Raw genomic sequence first — 21365 nt, forward strand, 5'->3', positions numbered from 1 at the left:
CCCCTGCGCCTGCGCCTGCGCCCGCGCCCGCGCCCGCGCCCGCGACATCCCAGCTCCCCACGCCCCCAGCGCCCGCAACATCCCGATCACATCCGGACTGGAGAAACGCCTGTGTCCACCTCGACCTTGCTTCCCCCGGCCAGCTCGCCGGGGCTGCATCCGACTGCAGAACCACGTCGCGACGACGGGGAGCGGCCGCCGAGCGGACTGCGCCGCAGGCTGCGCGGACCCGAGACCGACCCGGGATGGGTCCGGCCCGCGCTACTGACGCTGCTCGCGGCCACCGCCGTCCTCTACCTGTGGAACCTCGGAGCGTCCGGCAACGCCAACGACTTCTACGCAGCGGCGGTCCAGGCCGGCACCACGAGCTGGAAGGCGTTCTTCTTCGGCTCCTTCGACTCGTCCAACTTCATCACCGTCGACAAACCACCGGCATCGCTGTGGGTGATGGAACTGTCGGGCCGGATCTTCGGTTTCTCCTCCTGGAGCATGCTCGCCCCACAGGCGTTGGAAGGCGTGGCAGCCGTCGGGCTCCTGTACGCAACCGTGCGCCGGTGGTCCGGACCGACCGCGGGCCTGCTCGCCGGCGCGACCCTGGCCCTCACCCCGGCAGCGACACTGATGTTCCGCTTCAATAACCCGGACGCGCTGCTCGTCCTGCTCCTGGTCACCGGCGCTTACTGCACGGTGCGGGCGATCGAGTCGGCCAGCACGAAATGGCTTGCGCTGGCCGGGGCCGCCATCGGCTTCGGCTTTCTCACCAAAATGGGCCAGGCGCTGCTCGTCGTTCCCGCATTCGGCCTGGCCTACCTGATCGCCGCTCCGACCGGGCTGCGCCGCCGGATCCTTCAACTTCTCGCCTCCGTCGGCGCTCTTCTCGCCGCGGCGGGCTGGTGGGTCACGATCGTGTCGCTGTGGCCGGCGTCCGCCCGCCCGTACATCGGCGGCTCGACGAACAACAGCGTGCTTGAGCTGGCATTCGGCTACAACGGCCTCGGTCGCCTGTTCGGCGGAACCGGCAACGGTGGCGGTGGCAGTACCCCGGCCGGCGGTGCCGGTGGCGGTGGCGGCGGCGGCGGTTTCGGGGGGAGCACCGGTATCACCCGCCTGTTCCGCTCGGAAACAGGCATGGAGATCTCCTGGCTGCTCCCCGCGGCGCTGCTCAGCCTGGTCGCCGGCCTGTGGCTCACCCGCCGGGCACCGCGCACCGACCGCACCCGGGCCGCGATCATCATCTGGGGCGGCTGGCTGCTCGTGACGGGAATCGTGTTCAGCTACATGCAGGGCACCATGCACCCCTACTACACGATCGCGCTCGCCCCGGCCGTTGCCGCGCTGGTGGCGATCACCGGCCGGCTCCTGTGGCAGCAACGGGAGACGTGGTTCGCCCGGATCAGCGCATCATTGATCATCGCGGGCACCGCAGGCTGGAGCTACCACATGCTTGCTCTCACCCCGGGCTGGACTCCGTGGCTGCGCTACGCGGTTCTCATCTGCGGCGCGGTCGCGATCGGCGGCCTGCTGACCGGACGACGCATCGTGGGCAAGGGCGCGATCGTGGTCGCGACGGCGGCGTTGCTCACCGGCCTCGCAGGTACGGCCGGGTATGCCGCCAGCACTGCGTCACATTCCCACTCCGGCTCGCTCCCGGCCGTGGGTCCGGGGAGCACCAGCGCCATGGGCGGTCCCGGTGGTGGGGGCGGCGGCATGCTCTCCGGTGAGCGGCCGTCCGGTGGAACCCCGCCCGGCGGCTTCGGGGTGAACGGCTCCACAACCAGCGGTACAAACAGCAACACAACCAGCGGTACAAACGGCGGCACATCCGCCGGTCAGCCCGGTGGATTCGGCGGGGCGGGTGGATTCGGCGGTCAGACCGCCAACGCCGAGCTGGTGTCGCTGGTGCAGAAGACCACCAACACCTGGGCAGCCGCCACAGTCGGCTCCCAGAGCGCGGCTCCCCTGGAGCTCGCCAGCGGAAAAGCAGTCATGGCCATCGGCGGATTCAGTGGCAACGACAGCACACCGACCCTCGCCGCCTTCCAAGCCTATGTCGCCGCCGGAAAGATTCATTACTTCATCGCCGGCTCCGGTGGCGGAGGGATGGGCGGCCCGAACAGCAACAGCACCGGAAGCGAGATCGCCACCTGGGTCGAGGCACATTTCACCTCGACTACCGTCGGCGGCCAGACGGTCTACGACCTGACGCACCAGACGAGCTGACCCACCCAAACGGTAGGTGGAATCGGCTGCCATGGTGACCGTTTCCACCTACCGCCGGACGACATGTGTCCGAGCGGTAGGTGGAAACGGACGCTGGAGCGACAGAAGCCACCTACCGTCGGCGTAGCGCAGGTTCCCCGCCCGCCTTCAGGACCCGACACGGGCCAGCACGCGCAACGGCCAGCCCGCGCAACGGCCGACACAAGGCCGCGGGCGCCACCGCGAACCGGTGGCGCCCGCGGTTTTCCTCGTTCGGGCACGGACCGGCACCGATGTCGGTTCGACCTGGTCGTCTGACCTGGTCGTCTGAGGTGTCGTTCGACCAGGTCAGGCGCGACCGCACCGCACCTGGCATCCCACAGCAGACGCACAGCAGGTACTCAGCCCACGCCCAGCCCATGCAGATTAGCTGTCTGCGTACAGGAAATCACGAAGAATTCAGCCGGCAGAAGGGCCTGCGATCCTCGTTTTCACGCACGCCCGGCGGCCCCGAAGAAAACCAGCCAGCCAAAGGAGATTGCCATGAACTCGTCGCTTTCAGCTCACGGCACCAGCCGGGACAACGGCCTGCCGCGCGCGCTGGTGCGCTACGTGGCCGCCGCCGGAATCGCGCTGGTGGCGGTTTTCTCCGCCACGGCCGCGACTGACCTGAGCACAGCGGGCACACCGCTCATTCTCAGCGCGATGTCGAGTACCACCACGACATCCGGTACAACCACGAGGCTGGGTGACTCATCGCTCCCGCAACTGGTGCACGTTGCCTGATCACCGCAGCCGAGCGAAAAACAGTTCACCGACCTTCCCGGCCAGCGGCGAGCAGCTCCTCGAGGAAAAACCTACCTTCTCCTCCATCGGTCGTCCCGGCCCGATCCCCCGTCAGCGGACGGCCGAAGGACCGTCGGATCGCGGCGACGGTTCGGCGAGGAGGGCCTCGAGGTCGGGTTCGGACAACAGAGGCGGACGTGCGACCTCACCCGAGCGGACGTACAGGAATGCCGCGTCCACCGCCTCCGGGCGCACCCCCCGCAGGCGCGCCCATGCCAACCGGTAGACCGCCAGCTGCACTGCGTCCGCATGCTGGCGGCCGGTCTTCCAGTCCACCACCTCCCACCGGCCGCCCCCGAGGTCGTACACCGCATCGATGCGCCCCCGGACCGCGCGGCCTGCGATCAGCAGCTCGAACGGCGCCTCCACCGCGAACGGACGCCGCCGGCCATACGGGCTCGCCAGAAACGACTCCCGCAACGCCACGATCTCGCCGTCGTCCACCACCTCGTCCGCAGCCCCCGGCAGATCCTCGGGATCGAGCAACGGGGCCTGCTCGAAGACGCCCTCCACCCAGGCGTGAAACGCCGTACCTCGACGCGCCTGCGGCGCCGGACGCCGCGGCATCGGGCGGGCGAGGTCGCGGGCCAGCCCCGCCGGATCGGACCTCAACTGCACCACCTGGGATGCGGTGAGCGCACGCGGCAACTCCACCTCGCGGGAGGGCCGCCGGGCACGGCGAGCTTCTTCCAGCAGCAGCTCGACATCACGGTCGAGCTCGGTGAGCATCTGCCGTTCCGCCGGGGTCATCCCATCACGATCGTCCACGGGCAGCGGCTGATCCGCGCCCAGCGCGCTGAGGTGTCCGGTGACCTGTTCGGCGGCGGCGCGGCGGCGGGCAAAGGCCACCGGCTCATACGGCAGCGGCCAGTCCAGGTCTTCCATGCCTGCGAGCTGTGGATTGGTCTCGTCCTCGGACGGTTTCGGCGCCCACACCGCGACCCTGCCGTGGCCGGCGCGCACGTGTTCGTACAACTCGTCGAGGAACACCGACGGCCCACGCAACCGACGCTGCGCCGGCCCCCACCAGTGCCCGCTGCCGAACAGCAGCGACTTGGCCCGGGTGAACGCGACATAGCCGAGACGGCGTTCCTCCCGTTCCAGATAGGCGTCGCAGTCGGCGGTGAACTCGGCGATGTCGGACTTGCCGAGGCCGGGCAGCACGGGCAGATCGTCTGCGTCCCCGCGCAGGGCCGTGGGTAGCACCGACGGGGATGTGGTCCACTTCGACCGAACGGTAGTGATCGGGAAAACCGTGTGACTGAGGTTCGGCACGGCCACGACCTCCCACTCCAGCCCCTTGGACTTGTGGACGGTCATCAACTGGACGGCGTCCGCGCCGGACGGGCTGGTCGCGTCCAGACCGCGCTCGTGTTCCTGCGCGGCACGCAGAAATGCCAGAAACGCACGAACCGAACCGTCGTTGTCCAGACCGGTGAAGCCCGCCGCGACGTCGACGAACGCGGCAAGGTTGTCACGGCGGCGGGCCGTGACCGCCTCGGGGCTCGCCGCCAGTTCCACGTCCAGACCCGTGATCTCGACGATCCGGTGGATGACGTCCAGCAGTGGCTCGTCGATGTGGGCCCGCAGGTAGCGCAGCTCCGCACCGAGCATCCGCAGCCGGGCCCTGGCCTGGGGCGACACTTGTGTGCCCGGGTCGTCCAGCACGTCAGCGAGCGCGACCACGTCGCAGGGGTCGATCCCGAGCACCGCCTCATCGAGCGCATCGGCCGGCAGCTCCTCGCCCGCCGGCTGGTGGGGTACCAGAAGGTCGGCTCCCGGCTGGTCGAGGGGGGCAGTGCGGGCCACCCCGACCCCGACGGCCTCACGCGCCGCGCGCCCGAGCGCCGCGAGGTCACGGCGACCCAGCCGGACCCGCGGGCCGGTGAGCAGTCGCGTAAGGGCCGCGTTGGCCGTCGGATCGTCCAGCACCTCCAGCGTCGCGATGACGTCGGCGACCTCCGGCAGGCTCAGCAGACCGCCGAGGCCCACGACCTCCACGGGCAGTTCAGCCGCGAGCAGGGCCGCATACAGCGCGGGGACGTCGCGACGCGCCCGCACGAGTACCGCGCACTCCCCCGGCCGTGCCCGGCCGGCGGTGACAACCTCCCGCAACGTCGCCGCGATCCAACGAACCTCCTGCGACCAGGTCGGATGCAGCGCGATAACCGTTTCGCCGCGGTCGGCGACGTCGTCGCGCGGACGCAGCCGCGCGACGCGGTGTCGGGCCCGCAGGCCGGCCGCGACCGCATTGGCCAGACTCAGCAACCGCCCACCGCTGCGCTGGTTGACCGACAGCTCGTATACCCGCGCCGGCCCGCCGTCACGACACGGGAAATGCACCGGAAAGCCATCGAGGTTCGCAACGGACGCGCCACGCCAACCGTAGATGGCCTGGCATGGGTCACCGACGGCCGTCACCGGATGACCACCGCCGAACAGGCCGGCGAGCATCTGCCGCTGTGCCACGGAGGTGTCCTGATACTCGTCCAACAACACGACCCCGGCCCGGGAACGCTCCGACGCACCGACCGCCGGCACGGTGGCGGCCAGCCGGACGGCGTAGCGGACCAGATCGCCGAAATCGATGACGTCGAGATCGCCTTTGGCCGCGCGAAACTCCGCGACCATTGCGGCGAGCTCCCGGCGGGACCGGGCGACCAGGGCCATCCGGGCGAGAGCGTCGACATGACCCTTGTTACGCGGCCGTTCCCGTTCGGCGATGAGCACCGTTTCGATCTCGGCCAGCCAGCCGAGATCGAAACCAGCCAGCGCCGCCGGTTCGACGAGGTGCTCGCTGCATTCCGCGTCCAGCGCGATGAGGTCGCCGACTAGCATCGACAGCGGCCTGGTCAGCGCCGCGACCGGTCCGCGGTGGCGTCGCAGCACCCGCCCGGCGAGCTGGTAGCGGGTGGCGTCGGCAAGGAGGGTGAAACCGGGTTCCAGGCCGAGCCGCAGCGCGTGGTCGGTGACCAGCCGTTTCGCGAACGAATGGTAGGTGGACACGACCGGCTCGCCGTCGCAGGTTTCGCCCCCTGTGACGCCGGCGGCACCCGTTACGCCGGCGGCACCCGTTACGCCGCCCGGACCCGTGACACCGGATTTCTCCAGGCCACGGCGGATCCGGTCGGTGAGTTCGCCCGCGGCCTTGGTCGTGAAGGTGAGCCCGAGCACGGCGTCGGGCGCCACCTGACCGGTCACGACCAACCACACGACCCGGGCGGCCATCACCGAGGTCTTGCCCGAGCCGGCCCCAGCGACAATCACCCCGGGCTCCAGCGGAGCGGTCGCCGCCATGATCTGCTCATCGGTGAACGGCACCCCGAGCAGATCACGCAGCTCCGCCGGCACCAGGTCCAGCCCCGTCGGCCGAGCCGCCGCAGCCACGGTCATATGATCACCTGCTGTCCCTCATCCTGGGCCGGGCAACAGCGCCGAAACGCGCATGTCGGGCAGGACGTGCCCGGACGGGGTGGGAAGCGTTCCGCGTCGATGTGTTCGACCGCGTCCAACAGGAGGTCGTCCACCCAGGTGGGGCCGTCGACCGGCAGCGCCTCCTGACGTTGGACCTTCGGTGCCCGAGCCGGCGGGCGGCCGGCGGTCGTCGGGGTCGGCTCCGGCTCCGGCTCCGCACCTGGTGCCGGAGCTGGAGCTGGAGCCGGTGGTGCCGGAGCCGGAGCCGCCGGTGCCGGTGCCGGTGCCGGTGCCGGTGCCGGTGCCGGTGCCGGTGGTGCCTGCGCCGCGTCGAGACGCAGGTGCACCAGTTCCGCTCCGCCGGGCTCGGCTCGGGCTCCATCGGCGCCACACGCCACCGCTCCGTTACGAACGGCAACCTGATAGGTGCCGAGCTGCGGATGACGCGCCACATCCGAACTGGACGGAGCCATCCGGCCCGTCTTGAAATCGACAACATGTACCCGGCCGTCGTCGTCCAGCTCGATGCGGTCGATGAAACCCCGTAGCTTCACCGTCCGTCCGCCCACGACGATGTCGCAGCTGAACGGGACCTCGCTGGCCACCAACCGCCGATGACGTGTGGCCGTGTGCCACACCAGGAATCGGGCCAGCGCCTGACGCGCCGCCGCCCGCTGCTGCTGCGAACGCCACGGCGCCTCATAGGCGAGATGGCGCCAGACCCGGTCCAGCCGGGCGTCGAGCGCATCGAGGTCGGGAGCGGTCCGCCCGGTCGCGACCTCGTCGGCGAGTGCATGCACGACCTTGCCGAAACCCATGTCGGAGCTGGTCGCGGCCTGCGCATGTGCTTCGTGCTCAAGGAACCAACGCATCGGACAGGTCGACAACACCGACAGCGACGATCCCGACAACCGGACGGGGGCGTCCGGCGCGACCACCGGAACGTCACCCGAGGTCATCTCGGCCAGCCCCCACCACCGGCCCGGACGAGCGGACGGGACCAGCGGACGGCCTACGTCGTCAACCGCGGCCGCGAGCCGCGCCAGCCGTACCGATGCGGCGGCCCGCATCGCCGGCGTTGACGCCGGGTCGACCGTGGTCCGGCGCAGCGCCGCAACCGCCGACGACAGTGTCAGCGGACGGGCCAGCCGGGAACGTTGCATGGTCACCGAGACACCGAGCGGTCCCGCGTCGCACAGTTCGCGAAAGAACCGGCTCGGACTCACACCCTGATCCTCGGTGGAGTCGACCGCGGTGACGACAAGCCGGCGCCGTGCCCGGGTCAACGCGACATAGAACAGCCGACGTTCGTCCGCGAGAAGTTCGGTGCGGGTCGCGGGCTCACGCATCCCCCCGCACTCGGGGCGGTCCAGGCGTTCGGACTCCAGCAGCGAGTGGCGGGTTCGCAGGTCCGGCCATTGCCCATCCTGGACGCCGCAGACGACCACGACATCCCATTCCAGACCTTTGCTGCGATGGGCGGTCAGCAACCGGACCACGTCCACCCGGGCCGGACGCTCGTTAAGGGTGCCACCGGTGATCTGCTGCTGTTCCAGTTCGTCCAGGAGTGGACCGATGCCGGTGCCGGGTCCGTGCCGCACGCTCGAGCGGCCGATGGTCGCGAACAGCGCGACCAGGGCGTCCAGATCACGGTCTGCCGCCCGGCCGGCAGCCCCGCCCGCGGCGGACGCCCGTTCCAGCCGGGCGGGCCAGCCGGTGCCCGACCACAGCACCCACGCGACGTCCTCGGGCGTGCCACCGCCATCGCGCACCGCGCGCGCCGTGCGCAGCAGCTCACCCAGGCGCCGGGCCGGGCCCGCAATGTGGTCGGGGACCATCAGTAGGGCACGGTCGGGGTCTGCGACGGCCTGCCAGATGAGGTCCGCCGACGAGGTCGGTATCGATGGCGCGGCCGACGCAACCGGATCAGTCGGGTCAGCGGGCGTGGCTGCGTCGGCGGCGACCACAGCACGCTCGGTCCCAGCACGATTGTTCCCAGTGCGGTCGATCACAGTGCGGTCGATCACGCGCAATGCACGGCCCAACACCCGCAATGCGGTCGGGTCGGCGCCACCCAGCGGACCGGTCAACAGCATGCGGGCCGCCTCGGCGGTCAGCTCCCGGCCGGGGTTGTCGACGCAGCGCAGCGCCAGCAGGAGCGGCGCGACCGCACCATCGCGGGCCAGCGGCAGTTCATCGCCGGCCACCTCGACCGGCACGCCCGCGGCGGTGAGCATCCGCCGCAGCGGCGGCACCGACCGGGCCGCGCTACGCACCAGCACGGCCATCCGGTCCCATGGGGTGCCGTTCTCCAGATGCTCCCGGCGTAGCAGGTCAGCGATGCCTTCGGCCTGGGCGCCCTCGGATGTGTACGTCCGGGCCTCAACACCGTCGGCATGGCATGCCTCGGAGGTTCCCGACCCGGTTTCGCCTCCGGCCGCGATCAGATCCCGATGTGCGCGCAGGTATTGGGCAGGCAGACCGGTCGCGGGTATGCGGCTTGCGATCTGCCGGCTGACGGCGAGCGCCACCGGCCCCAGCCGTCGGCAGCGCTGCAGGGCCACCACCTGGGCCGGGAGCCCATCTGCGCGGGAGAACCGGGTCGGGAACTCCAACAACCCGCGCACCTCCGCCCCGCGGAACCCGTAGATCGACTGGTCCGGATCGCCGACGACGACGAGGTCCGCACCGCCCCCGGTGACGGCCCGCAGCAGCCGCTCCTGCGCGGGGTCGGTGTCCTGGTACTCGTCGACGAAGACAGCCTGGTAACGGCGACGCAGGTCGGCACCGACGTCGTCGCCTTCGGCGACCGCGGCGGCCCGCTGTACCAGCTCGGAATAGTCGATCACCCCTTCGAGATCAAGGGCGTCGAGGTAGTCGGCATAGAAGGTCGCCATCGCGGCCCAGTCGTCCCGTCCCGTCCGCCGCGCCAGTGCCGCAAGCGCGTCCGGACTCAGCCCCACCTCACGGGCACGGGCGAGCATGGCCCGTACCTCCTCGGCAAAACCGCGGGATGTGAGACAGCCCGCGAGCGGGGCCGGCCATCGCGGCCGGCCGACCTCCACCGTCCCGGCAAGGAGATCGCGAAGTTTGGTGTCCTGCTCGGGCCCGGACAACAACCGCGGCGACGCACCACCGAGGTCGGCCGGTCGGCCCAGCCGCAGAACGGCATAGCACCAGGCGTGAAAGGTCCAGGCCAGCGGGGCGCCGACGGCGGCGCGCAGCCGTCGGGTGATGCGTTCGCGCAGTTCGTGTGCGGCCCGCCGACTGAAGGTGAGTACCAGGACGGCCTGCGGGTCGAGTCCGTCCTCCACCCGCCGGGCCACCGCCTCGACGATCGTGGTCGTCTTGCCCGTACCCGGCCCGGCCAGGACGAGCAGCGGACCGCCGGTGTGATCGACCACCTGGGCCTGGTCGGCGTCGAGAACCGGCGCGCGCGAGCGCACCGGCGGGGTCCGCACGAGCCGGTAGGCCGGCGGACCAACCGCGGTCGGGACCACATGCGCCGCCAGCCGGGGAACCCCGGTCGTGTCCTGGTGGGCTGCCACGCGGTCCTGGTGGACTGTCACGCGCACAGCACACCACGCGCCACCGACAGAACCAGCCGACGCCCTCGCCCGCGGCGCCTTCACGAGCCACCGGCCCCGATCGGGTCGAAGGCACGCTCGGAACCGCCATCGGGCACGGCGGTCAGGCCGTCGTCCGGCCGTCCCAGCGGGCCGCGCTCAGATCCACCCGCTCCCCGCCGAGACGCAGCACCGTGCCCTCGGAGGCCAACCGTCGCAGCGCCTCATCCGGGGCGCTCGGGTTCGGCTCGCCGGTAGAGCGGATCACCCGGTGCCAGGGGATGTCGTCATCATGACCATGGCGGGAGAGCACCGCGCCGACCGTTCGGCCCGTCCCCGCGCCCACATACTCGGCGACATCGCCGTAGGTCATCACCTTGCCACGGGGAATGCGCGTGACCGCCGCAAGGACGGTCATCGCGTACGGGCTCGGCCGGCCGCCGATGACGATCCGGGTGGCAAGCCCCGCGGACACACTGAGTGGCGGCAGGTGCCGCACCTCGTCCCCGGCCATCGCGATACCTCCGAGCTGCCAGGGCCGGCCGGGCGCGGACCGCCCGGCCAGAAGGCCGCAAGCAGGGTCTCAGTACACCGGCAGGGACTTGTCGACCTGGGTCGCCCAGGCGGTCACACCACCCTGGACGTGCACCGCCGAGGAGAACCCCGCGGCCTTCAGCGTCGCGAGCGCATCGGCCGAACGGACACCGCTCTTGCAGTAGACGACGACTCGACGGTCCTGCGGCAGCTCGGAAAGGTGCGCCGGCAGCTCACCCTTGGGGATGAGGCGCGCCCCCGGAATGCGGACGATCTCCCACTCGGCCGGCTCCCGGACGTCGACGAGCTCGATCGGCTCGCCGCGGTCGAGCCAGTCCTTCAGCTCTGCTGCGAGGATCGTCGAACCGGCCGCCGCCTGCTGGGCCTCATCCGAGACGACGCCGCAGAAGGCCTCATAGTCGATCAGTTCGGTGATGGTCGGGTTCTTGCCGCACAGCTCGCACTCCGGATCCCTACGCACCTTGATCGAACGGTAGCTCATCTCAAGTGCGTCGTAGACCATGAGACGACCGACCAACGGCTCGCCGATCCCCGTCAGCAGCTTGATCGCCTCGGTCGTCTGGATCGACCCGATCGACGCGCACAGAACGCCGAGGACACCACCCTCGGCGCAGGACGGCACCATGCCCGGTGGGGGTGCCTGGGGGTACAGGCAGCGATAGCACGGGCCGTGTTCGGCCCAGAAGACGCTCGCCTGCCCGTCGAACCGGTAGATCGAGCCCCAGACATACGGCTTGCCGAGCAGCACGCAGGCGTCGTTCACCAGATAGCGGGTGGCGAAGTTGTCCGTGCCGTCCACGATCAGGTCGTACCGGCTGAAGATCTCCATGACGTTGGATGTGTCCAACCTGGTCTCATGCAGGACCACCTCGACGTACGGGTTGATCTCCAGGACGGTGTCACGGGCCGACTGCGCTTTGGACCGTCCCACATCCGACCGGCCGTGGATGATCTGCCGCTGCAGGTTGGACTCGTCCACGGTGTCGAAATCGACGATGCCGAGCGTTCCCACCCCGGCTGCGGCCAGATACATCAGGGTCGGCGAACCAAGCCCACCGGCACCGACGGCCAGCACCTTCGCGTTCTTCAGCCGCTTCTGGCCGTCCATCGCGACATCTGGAATGATCAGATGCCGGGAGTACCGGCGGACCTCGTCAATGGTCAGGTCGGCCGCGGGCTCGACCAGGGGCGGCAGGAACACGATCTCTCCTCGCGGTCACAGCGGTGACATCCATGCATCCGCCGTATATCCGTATGGATCCGGTATGGATCCGGTATGGACTCGACGACATCGTCGCCTCCCATCGTCGCAGGCGACGCACGCCCTCGTCTGGGATCCGCCGTCTGAGATCCGCTGTCTGGGATCCGCCGGCCAGCATCAACGGTGGGACCTCGTCACGAGCACGCCATCAGTCCCAGCGCGCGGGCGGGCTGTGATGTTCCCGACCCCCACCCGGGTATGATCGCGGCGATGTCAGGCGGTGCGGTGACGGACCGTCGAACCTGTGGACCTCGCCGCGGTGCCGGCTTTCTTCGCCCGCGTGCCCCGGTTGCCCGCGGCTTTCCGCCCGGGTCCCGCGTCCCCGCCGGCAACCCCGTCCCCGCCGGCAACCCCGTCCCCGCCGGCAACACCGTCACCAGCAGCGGCAACCCTGCCGTTGACCGCGTCCCTTGCGGGACGCCCGCGGTGCGGCCCGTCTGACTTCCCGGCCGCATCGATGCCATCGGGCGTGGCGTCGTTCGCCGCCGGGCCCGGATCGGGGCCGGCGTCCACCCGCGCATCCTCCCTGTCCCTGCGCGCCGCCTCCACGCTGGCGGCGAGCACAGCCATCAGGTCACCCGCGGCGTTGGCGGGCCGCGCCTCACCGGGCGGTGTCACCATCTCGTTCCCGGACACCTTGGCCTCGATGACGGCTTGGAGTGCCTGCCGGTACCCGTCGGTGTACGGGGTCGGGTCGAAGTCGGCGGACAGTGTGTCGATCAGCGCCTGCGCCATGATCATCTCCTGTGGGCGGAGGTCGACCTGATCAACCAGGAACGGAAACTCCGGGGCACGGACCTCGTCCGGCCAGATCATCGTCGACAGGACGAATACCCCGGCACGGACCCTCAGGATCGCCAGCTGTTCGCGCTGGCGAAGGGCGACCTTGACCAGCGCGACCCGCCCCGACCCCTCGAGCGCGTCACGTAGGAGTACGTACGGCCTGGTCCCGGTCCGGTCCGGTTCAACGTAGTAGTTCTTGGCGAAATAGATCGGGTCGACCTGCTCCAGCGGGACGAACTCCAGCACGTCAATCGTGTGGGACGTCGACAACGGCAGGTTCGCGAAGTCGTCGTCGGTGAGCACGACGGTCTCCCCGGACGGCAGCTCGTAGCCCTTGGCGATCTCGGAGTACGGCACCTCGGCGCCGTCCACCGCAGCCACCCGCTTGTAGCGGATGCGGGACCCGTCGTCTCGTCTCACCTGATGGAACGACACGTCCCGCTCTTCGGTGGCCGAGTAGAGCCTGACCGGAATCGAGACAAGACCGAAGGAGACCGCGCCTTTCCAGATCGACCGCATGCCCGCCGCCCCTTACCGTGAGTTGGAGCATATTCAAGGGTCTTCCCGATCGGTATGATCATTGGATCACCAATTCGCTCCGGCGAGCCGCGATACACACCCAACAAACACACTCGTACCCCAATTCTCCCTCACTGCAACAGGGTATGGAAGGCGTATGGGCACAAAAGACGAACCCGAGGCAGGCATACGGGCACCGGGTCCGGGCCGATCAGACGCCGATCAGCAGGCGGATGCCCACACAAGCGGACTAAACCACTGAAACAGGAGTATTTCATAACAAAAATTCTCCAAAGCGAGCACGCTCCGGCAAGGAAACGCCCTGCCTGCACCACGCCCCCATGGCCGTACCCGGCGGTTTCGACCCCGGTCACCGCCGACCAGGTCCCGTCCTGCCGGCAGCTGGCTGACCTGGTATTCATGGTGGGCGACATAGCGGGCCGAGTCGAAGAACACGGTGATCTTTTTGCCCCTTTGCCAGGCACGGCCAGCGCGAAGGTGGAAAGTTTCAGGGCGTCCGCGCGGCCGCCGCACACCAACAAACGATCACAGGCCGCAGGCACTGACAGGAGGAAGCCATGAGCTCACCGACGGACCTTCCGCTCGATGTGCGTGACATTCTCGACCGCCCCGACGTACCCGACGCGGACGCCGCGGAGCAGGCCCGCGAGGTCTCGACCCGCGAAGGGCTGGCGCCGGCATCCGCCTGGACGTTCCCCCTCGAGGTCGCCGAGTACGACGCGGCGCAGCAGCGCATCGTCGTGGACGACGAGGACGAGGACGAGTACCGGTGAGCCACCGGCTGACGGCCGCGCAGTCGTGATCTCTTCCGGACTGCCGGCTTCCTGCACCTGAGGATCGCCGGCCAAGCCCGGGTCGACCCGCCGATCAGCCTCATGCCGTGTGGGAAAGTACTGGTGAGCGTGCCAATTGGCACCGAGGGAGGTGTGCCGGTGAGCGCCGAGCCGTCCGCGCCGCAACCGCGGACGGGCAAAACCGCGCGGCTGCCCCGGACAGCACGCCGATTCCAGCTGCTGGGCGCGGCACGCGAGGTGTTCGTTGCTCAGGGTTATCACGCGACTGCGATGGATGAAATCGCTGAACGTGCGGGCGTCAGCAAGCCCGTGCTCTACCAGCACTTTCCCGGGAAGCTCGAACTCTACCTGGCGCTGCTGGACGAACAGGCCCATTCACTGGTGTCAAGCGTCCGCCGGGCACTTGCCTCCACCACCGACAACCACACCCGGATCGCCCGGTCGATCGCGGCCTACTTCGACTTCGTCGACGACCCGAGCGGCGCTTACCAGCTCGTCCTCGAGTCCGATCTTCGCAGTGAGCCCGCCGTCCGCAAACGGGTGGAGAACAGCTTCACCGAATGCGCCAACGCCATCGCCGCCGTCATCGCCGCCGACACCGGTGTCGGCCCTGCCGAGGCCGAGTTGTTGTCCATCGGTCTGGTGGGCCTCGCCGAGACAGGTGCCCGCTGGTGGCTGGTCACCGGCGGTGCAGTGGAGAAGGAGCGCGCTGTGGCGACCATGGTCGAGCTCGCCTGGCGAGGGCTCGCCGGCTACCCGCGACGCAACGCCGACGGCACCGACCAGGTACCACCACGATATACCGGTGAGCAGGAAGGCTGACTCGTCCAGCGAACCCCGACTCCGCCGGCGAGCCCTGACACCGCCAGCGAACCCTGACGCCTCCAGCGAACACAGTCCGACCGCGTCCCACCCCGGCCACCACAGGCCCTATGGTGGCGACAGATCGCGCCACGGCGCGATTGCCCCGATTGGTCGATCGAACGCGGAGGTCATCACTGGTGGAGGTCAAGATCGGCATCCAGAACGTCGGGCGTGAGCTGGTAGTCGAGAGCAGCCAGTCACCGGAGGATGTGGCCCGGGCGGTCGCCGACGCGATCGGGTCGGACCAGGGCCTACTCACGCTTGTAGACGAGAAGGGCCGGCGGGTCATGGTCCCGGTCGCGAAGCTGGCCTACGTCGAGATCGCCGAGGCCGAAACACGCCGGGTCGGCTTCGGCACGCTCTGACGTCGGTCAGCGCCCATGCCGGCCGCCACCGGAGATCGCCAGCTACTGCCATCCGGCGGCTGAAAGGCTGAGAGCCTGAAAACAGGCATCCGCGGCGGGGTGATGCCGAGGGAGGCGTGCGATCCCTCGGCATCACGGGCATCACGCGGACAGGCCGAGCGCATCCATCCGCGCCGCATGCGCGTGGGCGATGCGGTTGAACATGTCTGCCAGCGCCTGTAGATCACCCATCCCGGCCAGTAGACCGGTCAGCGCCTCCCGATCCACCGCCACCCGTTGGGCCTGGGTCAATGCCTCCCCCAACAGCCGTCGGGCCCACAGCGCGAGCCGGCCCGCGACAGTCGGATTGGCCTCGATCGCCGCGCGGACACGTTCCACCGCAAACGCCGCGTGCCCGGTGTCGGCAAGGACGTCGAGGACCAGTTCGCGGGCGTCGGGCGCGAGCACCGACGCAATCTCGCGGTAGAAATCGGCGACGATGTTATCACCGACGTACACCTTGACCAGGCTCTCCAGCCAGTCCGCCGGCGCCGTGAGGTTATGGAAGAGCGTCAACGGCAGCACGAACGGCCCCATGGCCATTTCGGAGTCCACGCCCATCCGCAGCAGATGCTCCTGCACCGCCTCGAAGTGTGCGAACTCGGCCGCAGCCATGCGAGCAAGAGCGATCTTGTCCACCAACGTGGGCGCCATTCGTGCATCCGTGGCAAGTCGCTCGAACGCGCTCAGTTCACCGAAGGCCAACAACCCCAGCAGATCGATGACCGCGATCCGAGCCGCGACAGCCTCGTCGGGAGCCCCATCGGCAACCGGATCCGCGGTGGGATCATCGGCATCGTCATGCCAGGATGCGGCAGGCAGCGTCGATGCGGCCACCTGCCCGACTCCACCCGTACTGTCCGTCATCTCAGATCACCCCAGAGTCGTCCGGCGCGAACTGCCCCGAAATATGTCGACAGAACGAACAGCACCAGAACACCTTCTGGCTCAGGCACTCGCGGCAGCCCATCCCCCCGGGTCACACCCACCCTGCCGAAGGTCATTGTGTCGGAACATGTCTCAGAGACCTATCCTCAGGTTATCCTTGTCATCAGCCGGAGGTTGACAAGGCCACTTCCGGCCCGCGCGGGCGTCGCCCCACCCCGGGTCAGCGGACCCCGCCGGTACATATCGCGAGCGGGTGCAGCGTCGGATCCCGCTCATAGCAGACCAGGAGCATCCCGCTGTCCGGTTCGACTGAAACCACAACACACCCGCACGACGAGCCCATAGACCTCCCTCACGCCGACGAAACGGTGGCTGCGGTGGCCGCAACCGCGACACCGACGTCCGGTTTCGCAGACCTCGGTGTCCGCGAAGAGATCGTCGAGGCTCTCCGTGACCAGGGCATCATCTCTCCCTTCCCCATCCAGGAACTGACACTTCCCCTCGCGCTGGCCGGCTCGGACCTCATCGGCCAGGCCCGCACCGGGACCGGCAAGACCCTCGCCTTCGCCATCCCGCTCGTGCAGACCGTGACCAACCGGTCCGAGGGCGCCGCCGGGCGTCCCCAGGCCCTGGTGGTCGTTCCCACCCGTGAGCTGTGCGTCCAGGTTGCTACCGACATCGGCCGGGCCGGCGCACGCCGCGGCCTTCGGGTACTTTCGGTCTACGGCGGTCGCGCCTATGAGCCACAGTTGGCGGACCTGCGCTCCGGTGTGGACATCGTCGTGGGTACCCCTGGCAGGCTGCTCGACCTGGCCCGCCAGAACGCGCTGGTGCTCACCGCCGTACGCATGCTCGTTCTCGACGAGGCCGACGAAATGCTCGACCTCGGCTTCCTGCCGGACGTCGAGCGCATACTCGCCCAGATCCCGGACATCCGCCAGACGCTGCTCTTCTCGGCGACGATGCCGGGTCCGGTGGTATCGCTGGCCCGCCGGTTCATGCGGCGGCCCGTCCACGTCACGGCGGAGCGCCCGGACGAGGGCCGCACCGTGCCGGACATCCGTCAGCACGTTTTCCGCGCCCACGCGCTTGACAAGATCGAGGTTCTGGCTCGGGTTCTGCAGGCCGAGGGACGTGGACTGGCCATCGTGTTCGTGCGGACACGACGCACCGCCGACAAGGTCGTCGACGACCTTGTCCGGCGCGGCTTCGCCGCCGCGGCCGTGCACGGCGACATCGGCCAGGGTCAGCGCGAGCAGGCGCTGCGGGCGTTCCGAGCCGGCAAGATCGATGTTCTGGTTGCCACCGATGTGGCGGCCCGCGGCATCGACATCGGCGGGGTGACCCACGTGATCAACTATCAGTGCCCCGAGGACGAGAACGTCTACCTTCACCGCGTCGGCCGCACCGGCCGGGCCGGTGGCAGCGGCGTGGCCGTGACCTTCGTCGACTGGGACGACCTGTCCCGGTGGACCCTGGTCAACCGGGCGCTGGCGCTGTCCTTCGACACGCCGGTCGAGACCTATTCGACGTCCCCGCACCTGTTCGAGGATCTCGAAATCCCCGCGGATGCCCGCGGCGTGCTGCCACACGCATCCCGTACCCGCGCCGGGCTCGCGGCCGAGGAGGTCGAGGACCTCGGGGAAACCGGTCGAGGTGCGCGACGCCGGCAGCGCCGGACCGACGACCGGGTCGACGCCACGGCAGTCGAGCAGCGAGCCGATCGGCCCGCCGGTTCCCGCACCGCCCGCGCACGACGGCGTACCCGTGGGGCCGGCGCCGCGGTCGCCACGAACGGCGCCACGAATGACGCCACGAACAATCTCACGAACGATCTCACGAACATGGACCTGGCGGGTCCGGATCTCGTGCCCCCGGTTCCCGGTCTGTTCCTCGAACCCGCGACGGTCGCTTCCACAGTGGTTCACCGGGACGACCCGGATCTCGATCACCATGAGCTCGACGGGCTCGACCTCGATGATGAGGACGGCATCGCCGCGAACGGCCAGCCGGGTCCCCGCCGGCGCCGTCGGCGCAGGGGCGGTCGCGGCCGGTCCGCTGGTACCCAGACCGCTGATGTCGCTCTGCCCGGTGGGCTGGACGACCCGATTGAGCGACAGGCGGAGTCAGCCTGATCACAGGTACATGAACGCCCACGGCGAACAAAAATGATCAGCAATGTTCTCGGCCCACTGTTGATCATCGTTCTCATCGCCGGCAACGGACTGTTCGTGTCCGCCGAGTTCGCCCTGGTGGCGATCGATCGCAGCCGGGTCGAACAGGCCGCGGCGGACGGCTCCCGGGGAGCCGCGCGGGTGCTGCGTGCCGTCCACTCACTGTCGTTCCAGCTCTCCGGAGCGCAGCTGGGCATCACGCTGACATCGTTGGTGCTCGGATACGTCGCCGAACCGGCGCTGGCGTCCCTGCTGATGCCGGCGATCGGTACGGTCGGGCTACCGGCCGGGGTCGCCCATGCAACCGCCGCGGCCATCGCCCTACTCATAGCGACGATTTCACAGATGGTCTTCGGTGAGCTGTTCCCGAAAAACGTCGCCATCGCAACACCGCTGACCGTCGCCGAACGGGTGGTCGGGCCGCAGATGCTCTTCTCACGCATCTGTCGGCCGGCGATCGTGCTCCTGAACGGATCAGCCAACCGCCTGTTGCGCGCGCTCGGCGTCGAGCCGCAGGACGAGCTGCGGTCCGCCCGTTCCCCGTCCGAACTCGGCTGGCTAGTGCGTTCATCAGCCGAACAGGGCACACTGCCCGGCAATACGGCGGCGCTGCTGCGCCGGTCCCTACGGTTGCGGGAGCGCACCGCGCAGGATGTCATGACACCCCGAGTCCATGTGGTCGCGCTCCACGCCGACGACAGCGTGGCGGATCTGCTGCGGGTGGCCGAGCGGTCGGGTCACTCCCGCTTCCCCGTGCTGCGGCGCCCGACCAGGCGCGAGACGCTGCCGCACACCGCGGCCGACACCACCGGCACCAACCCTGACACCACCAACCCCGACACCACCAACGTCGACGACGTGGTCGCCGTTGTCCATGTCAAGGACGCCTTCGGCGTCGCCCCGCCAGCTCGCGCGGCCACGCCGGTCAGCCAGATCATGGTCCCGCCGGTGATGGTGCCGAGCTCACTGGGTTGCGACGATCTCCTCACCACCCTGCGCGGCCACAGCCTCCAACTCGCCATCGTCATCGACGAGTACGGCGACATCGCCGGCATCGTCACCCTCGAGGACCTCGTCGAAGAGCTCGTCGGCGACGTTGCGGACGAGTACGACCTGCCGCAGACACCGGATACGGCCGCCCGCGCGGACGGGAGCTGGGCGCTGTCCGGTCTACTCCGCCTGGACGAGGTCACCGACCGCACCGGCGTCGCGCTACCCGACGGCCCGTACGAGACCCTCGCCGGCCTCGTGTTGCATAGGCTCGGCCGGATACCCCACGTCGGCGACACGGTCACGGTCGCCGGCCACCGGCTCACCGTCGAAAAGATGGACCACCGCCGCATCGACCGCATCCGGCTGACCGCCGCAGCTGAACATCCCGATCCCAGTCCGCCGGTTGACCCATCCACCGGTGGGAACGAACGGGCCGTGTGAGGGGACGCCGATGACGCTGCTCAACCTCATCGGCGCTGTCATCCTTCTGGCCGGCAACGCCTTCTTCGTCGGTGCCGAGTTCGCTGTCATCTCGGTCCGCCGCGACCGGATCGAACCCATGGCAGCGACGGGTCACCACCGCGCCCGCACGGTCGTCACGGCGATCGAAAACCTTTCGCTCATGCTTGCCGCGTCCCAACTCGGTATCACGATCTGTTCGCTGGGACTCGGCGCGGTAGCGGAGCCCTCAGTCGCTCACCTGATCGAGGGAAGCCTGCGCGCGCTCGGTGTCCCCGCGAGCATGTACAGCCCGATCGGGCTGGCGGTCGCGCTGGCGATCGTCGTCTGCCTGCACATCGTGCTCGGCGAGATGGTGCCGAAGAACATCGCTCTCGCCGGGCCGGAGCAGGCTGCGCTTCGGCTCGCGCCGCCGCTGGTCCGGTTCGCACGCCTGACCCGCCCCCTGATCGTCTTTCTCAACGCCTTTGCCAACTGGTGCGTCCGGCTCGCCGGGATCACGCCCGTGGACGAGCTCAGCACCGCCTACACCCCGGATCAGCTCGCGTCGATGATCGCCGAATCCCGACAGCAGGGCCTGCTGGAGGACTACGAGCACAACCTGCTCACCGGTGCGCTGGAACTGCCCGAACGAACAGCCCGCTCAGTCATGATTCCCCTCGATGAGATCGTGGCCGTGCCGTGGTCGGTCAGCGCGGCCGAGCTGGAGATGCTGGTCGCCCGGACCGGCTTCTCCCGCTTTCCGGTCCGGGCGCCGAACACATCCATCCCGGCATCCGCCGACCTGGCAGCACCTGGTACCACGACCACGACCACGACCACGGCAGGCGCGATGATCGTCGGCTTCGTCCACGCCAAGGACGTCCTTGGAATCCAGGGCGACGCCAGGGACGAACCGCTGCCGCCGCGCCGGCTCCGACCCATGGTCGAGGTCCGCCCGGACCTGCCGCTGGACGAGGTCCTGCGACTGATGCAGCGGACCGGCTGCCATCTCGGCCGCGTACCCGGACCGGGTGGCACGACCTTCGGGGTCGTCGCGCTCGAGGACGTGGTGGAAGAGTTCGTGGGCGAGATCGAGGACGCCAGCCACCGGATGCGCTGACCTGGTGGGTCAGGCCGTCACGTAGTCAGGTTGTCCTGGGGGCAGCAGCTGCCACCACCTCGAACGACCACAGTTGCGCCCCGGTCGCGGCGGGCTGCGCCCCGGTCGCGGCTGACGCGGCACCGGCGTGACCGGCCTGGAAGGCGTTGGACGCCTGCCATTTTTCGAAATCCTCCTCGCTGCGCCAACGCGTGTACACGAGGTAGGCGTCAGTGCCCTCCACCGGACGCAGCAGCTCGAACCACTCGAACCCGTCGGCCGCCTCCACCATGCCCGCCCGGCCGGCGAACCGCTGCTCCAGAGTGGCCCGCATCTCGGCCGGAACGGTCAACACATTGATCTTCACGATGCTCATGAGGTCACGTTAGTTCGTCAAGCGCGCTGCCGTGCGGGCCTACCCCTGGCCATGCGACCGATCTCCCGGCGACCCATCTCCCATATCATCACTACAAGTACATAAATCGATACAGAGAATACCGCCTGCACACGATTACCACCCTCATGCGAGACTATCCGTCGTCAT

15 protein-coding genes are annotated in these 21365 nt (G+C 69.2%); 8 read left to right on the plus strand and 7 right to left on the minus strand.

All coding sequences use genetic code 11. The features are described 5' to 3' along the window. The first annotated feature begins 111 nt into the window (after nt 1-111). Together U9978_RS03710 and U9978_RS03715 are read left to right on the plus strand one after the other, a co-directional pair. Entirely contained in the window at nt 112-2220 is a 2109-nt protein-coding gene (locus tag U9978_RS03710) for a glycosyltransferase family 39 protein (protein WP_322759606.1), read from the plus strand. 522 nt (nt 2221-2742) lie between these two features. Then, entirely contained in the window at nt 2743-2985 is a 243-nt protein-coding gene (locus U9978_RS03715; RefSeq protein ID WP_322759607.1) for a hypothetical protein, read from the plus strand. A gap of 111 nt (nt 2986-3096) precedes the next feature. Here U9978_RS03715 and U9978_RS03720 read toward each other — a convergent pair whose 3' ends face one another. The 5 genes from U9978_RS03720 to U9978_RS03740 form a co-directional block, all read right to left on the minus strand. Then, the gene (locus U9978_RS03720; protein ID WP_322759608.1) at nt 3097-6438 is read right to left on the minus strand and encodes an ATP-dependent DNA helicase; all 3342 of its coding nucleotides are present in this window, start codon (nt 6436-6438) and stop codon (nt 3097-3099) included. Next, nucleotides 6435-9920 (minus strand): ATP-dependent DNA helicase, encoded by a 3486-nt coding sequence (locus tag U9978_RS03725; protein ID WP_322759723.1) that lies wholly within the window; start codon nt 9918-9920, stop codon nt 6435-6437. The genes U9978_RS03720 and U9978_RS03725 overlap by 4 nt, the downstream gene beginning before the upstream one ends. Before the next feature lie 229 nt (nt 9921-10149). After that, nucleotides 10150-10539: an MGMT family protein gene (locus U9978_RS03730; protein WP_322759609.1), complete on the minus strand. Its 390-nt coding sequence runs from the start codon at nt 10537-10539 to the stop codon at nt 10150-10152. Between the two features lie 69 nt (nt 10540-10608). Continuing rightward, nucleotides 10609-11781 carry an adenylyltransferase/sulfurtransferase MoeZ gene (moeZ, locus tag U9978_RS03735; protein ID WP_322759610.1) on the minus strand — a complete coding sequence of 391 codons (1173 nt, stop codon included), beginning with the start codon at nt 11779-11781 and terminating at the stop codon, nt 10609-10611. A gap of 273 nt (nt 11782-12054) precedes the next feature. Then, a complete protein-coding gene (locus U9978_RS03740; protein ID WP_322759611.1) occupies nt 12055-13143 on the minus strand; it encodes a Ku protein in 1089 nt (362 codons plus the stop codon). Between the two features lie 578 nt (nt 13144-13721). Here U9978_RS03740 and U9978_RS03745 point away from each other — a divergent pair. The 3 genes from U9978_RS03745 (at nt 13722) to U9978_RS03755 (ending at nt 15187) form a co-directional block, all read left to right on the plus strand. Then, the gene (locus U9978_RS03745; RefSeq protein ID WP_322759612.1) at nt 13722-13937 is read left to right on the plus strand and encodes a hypothetical protein; all 216 of its coding nucleotides are present in this window, start codon (nt 13722-13724) and stop codon (nt 13935-13937) included. Nucleotides 13938-14096: 159 nt separating this feature from the next. Further along, entirely contained in the window at nt 14097-14780 is a 684-nt protein-coding gene (locus tag U9978_RS03750; RefSeq protein WP_322759724.1) for a TetR/AcrR family transcriptional regulator, read from the plus strand. Nucleotides 14781-14959: 179 nt separating this feature from the next. After that, the gene (locus U9978_RS03755) at nt 14960-15187 is read left to right on the plus strand and encodes a DUF3107 domain-containing protein (RefSeq protein ID WP_322759613.1); all 228 of its coding nucleotides are present in this window, start codon (nt 14960-14962) and stop codon (nt 15185-15187) included. Between the two features lie 141 nt (nt 15188-15328). On the opposite strand, the gene U9978_RS03760 is transcribed toward U9978_RS03755, so the two are convergent. Further along, nucleotides 15329-16093: a ferritin-like fold-containing protein gene (locus tag U9978_RS03760; RefSeq protein ID WP_322759614.1), complete on the minus strand. Its 765-nt coding sequence runs from the start codon at nt 16091-16093 to the stop codon at nt 15329-15331. 398 nt (nt 16094-16491) lie between these two features. Between U9978_RS03760 and U9978_RS03765 the strand changes: the two genes are divergently transcribed. The 3 genes from U9978_RS03765 to U9978_RS03775 are packed head-to-tail and all read left to right on the plus strand — an operon-like array spanning nt 16492 to nt 20842. Further along, complete coding sequence (locus U9978_RS03765; RefSeq protein ID WP_322759615.1) at nt 16492-18249, plus strand: DEAD/DEAH box helicase; 1758 nt, start codon at nt 16492-16494, stop codon at nt 18247-18249. 33 nt (nt 18250-18282) lie between these two features. After that, entirely contained in the window at nt 18283-19722 is a 1440-nt protein-coding gene (locus tag U9978_RS03770) for a hemolysin family protein (RefSeq protein WP_322759616.1), read from the plus strand. Between the two features lie 10 nt (nt 19723-19732). Next, nucleotides 19733-20842, plus strand: coding sequence for a hemolysin family protein (locus U9978_RS03775; RefSeq protein ID WP_322759617.1), 1110 nt, complete (start codon nt 19733-19735; stop codon nt 20840-20842). Nucleotides 20843-20867: 25 nt separating this feature from the next. On the opposite strand, the gene U9978_RS03780 is transcribed toward U9978_RS03775, so the two are convergent. Further along, the gene (locus U9978_RS03780; RefSeq protein ID WP_322759618.1) at nt 20868-21197 is read right to left on the minus strand and encodes an antibiotic biosynthesis monooxygenase; all 330 of its coding nucleotides are present in this window, start codon (nt 21195-21197) and stop codon (nt 20868-20870) included. Between the last annotated feature and the right edge of the window lie 168 nt (nt 21198-21365).

Source organism: Protofrankia sp. Cr2, assembly GCF_963555885.1.
Taxonomy (GTDB): domain Bacteria; phylum Actinomycetota; class Actinomycetes; order Frankiales; family Frankiaceae; genus Protofrankia.

What these genes read in the sequence shown, in the direction of transcription:
- U9978_RS03715 (WP_322759607.1), top strand. Translation starts at nt 2,743, where the DNA reads ATGAACTCGTCGCTTTCAGCTCACGGCACCAGCCGGGACAACGGCCTG.
- U9978_RS03720 (WP_322759608.1), bottom strand. Translation starts at nt 6,438, where the DNA reads ATGACCGTGGCTGCGGCGGCTCGGCCGACGGGGCTGGACCTGGTGCCG.
- U9978_RS03730 (WP_322759609.1), bottom strand. Translation starts at nt 10,539, where the DNA reads ATGGCCGGGGACGAGGTGCGGCACCTGCCGCCACTCAGTGTGTCCGCG.
- U9978_RS03740 (WP_322759611.1), bottom strand. Translation starts at nt 13,143, where the DNA reads ATGCGGTCGATCTGGAAAGGCGCGGTCTCCTTCGGTCTTGTCTCGATT.
- U9978_RS03745 (WP_322759612.1), top strand. Translation starts at nt 13,722, where the DNA reads ATGAGCTCACCGACGGACCTTCCGCTCGATGTGCGTGACATTCTCGAC.
- U9978_RS03760 (WP_322759614.1), bottom strand. Translation starts at nt 16,093, where the DNA reads ATGACGGACAGTACGGGTGGAGTCGGGCAGGTGGCCGCATCGACGCTG.
- U9978_RS03770 (WP_322759616.1), top strand. Translation starts at nt 18,283, where the DNA reads ATGATCAGCAATGTTCTCGGCCCACTGTTGATCATCGTTCTCATCGCC.
- U9978_RS03775 (WP_322759617.1), top strand. Translation starts at nt 19,733, where the DNA reads ATGACGCTGCTCAACCTCATCGGCGCTGTCATCCTTCTGGCCGGCAAC.
- U9978_RS03780 (WP_322759618.1), bottom strand. Translation starts at nt 21,197, where the DNA reads ATGAGCATCGTGAAGATCAATGTGTTGACCGTTCCGGCCGAGATGCGG.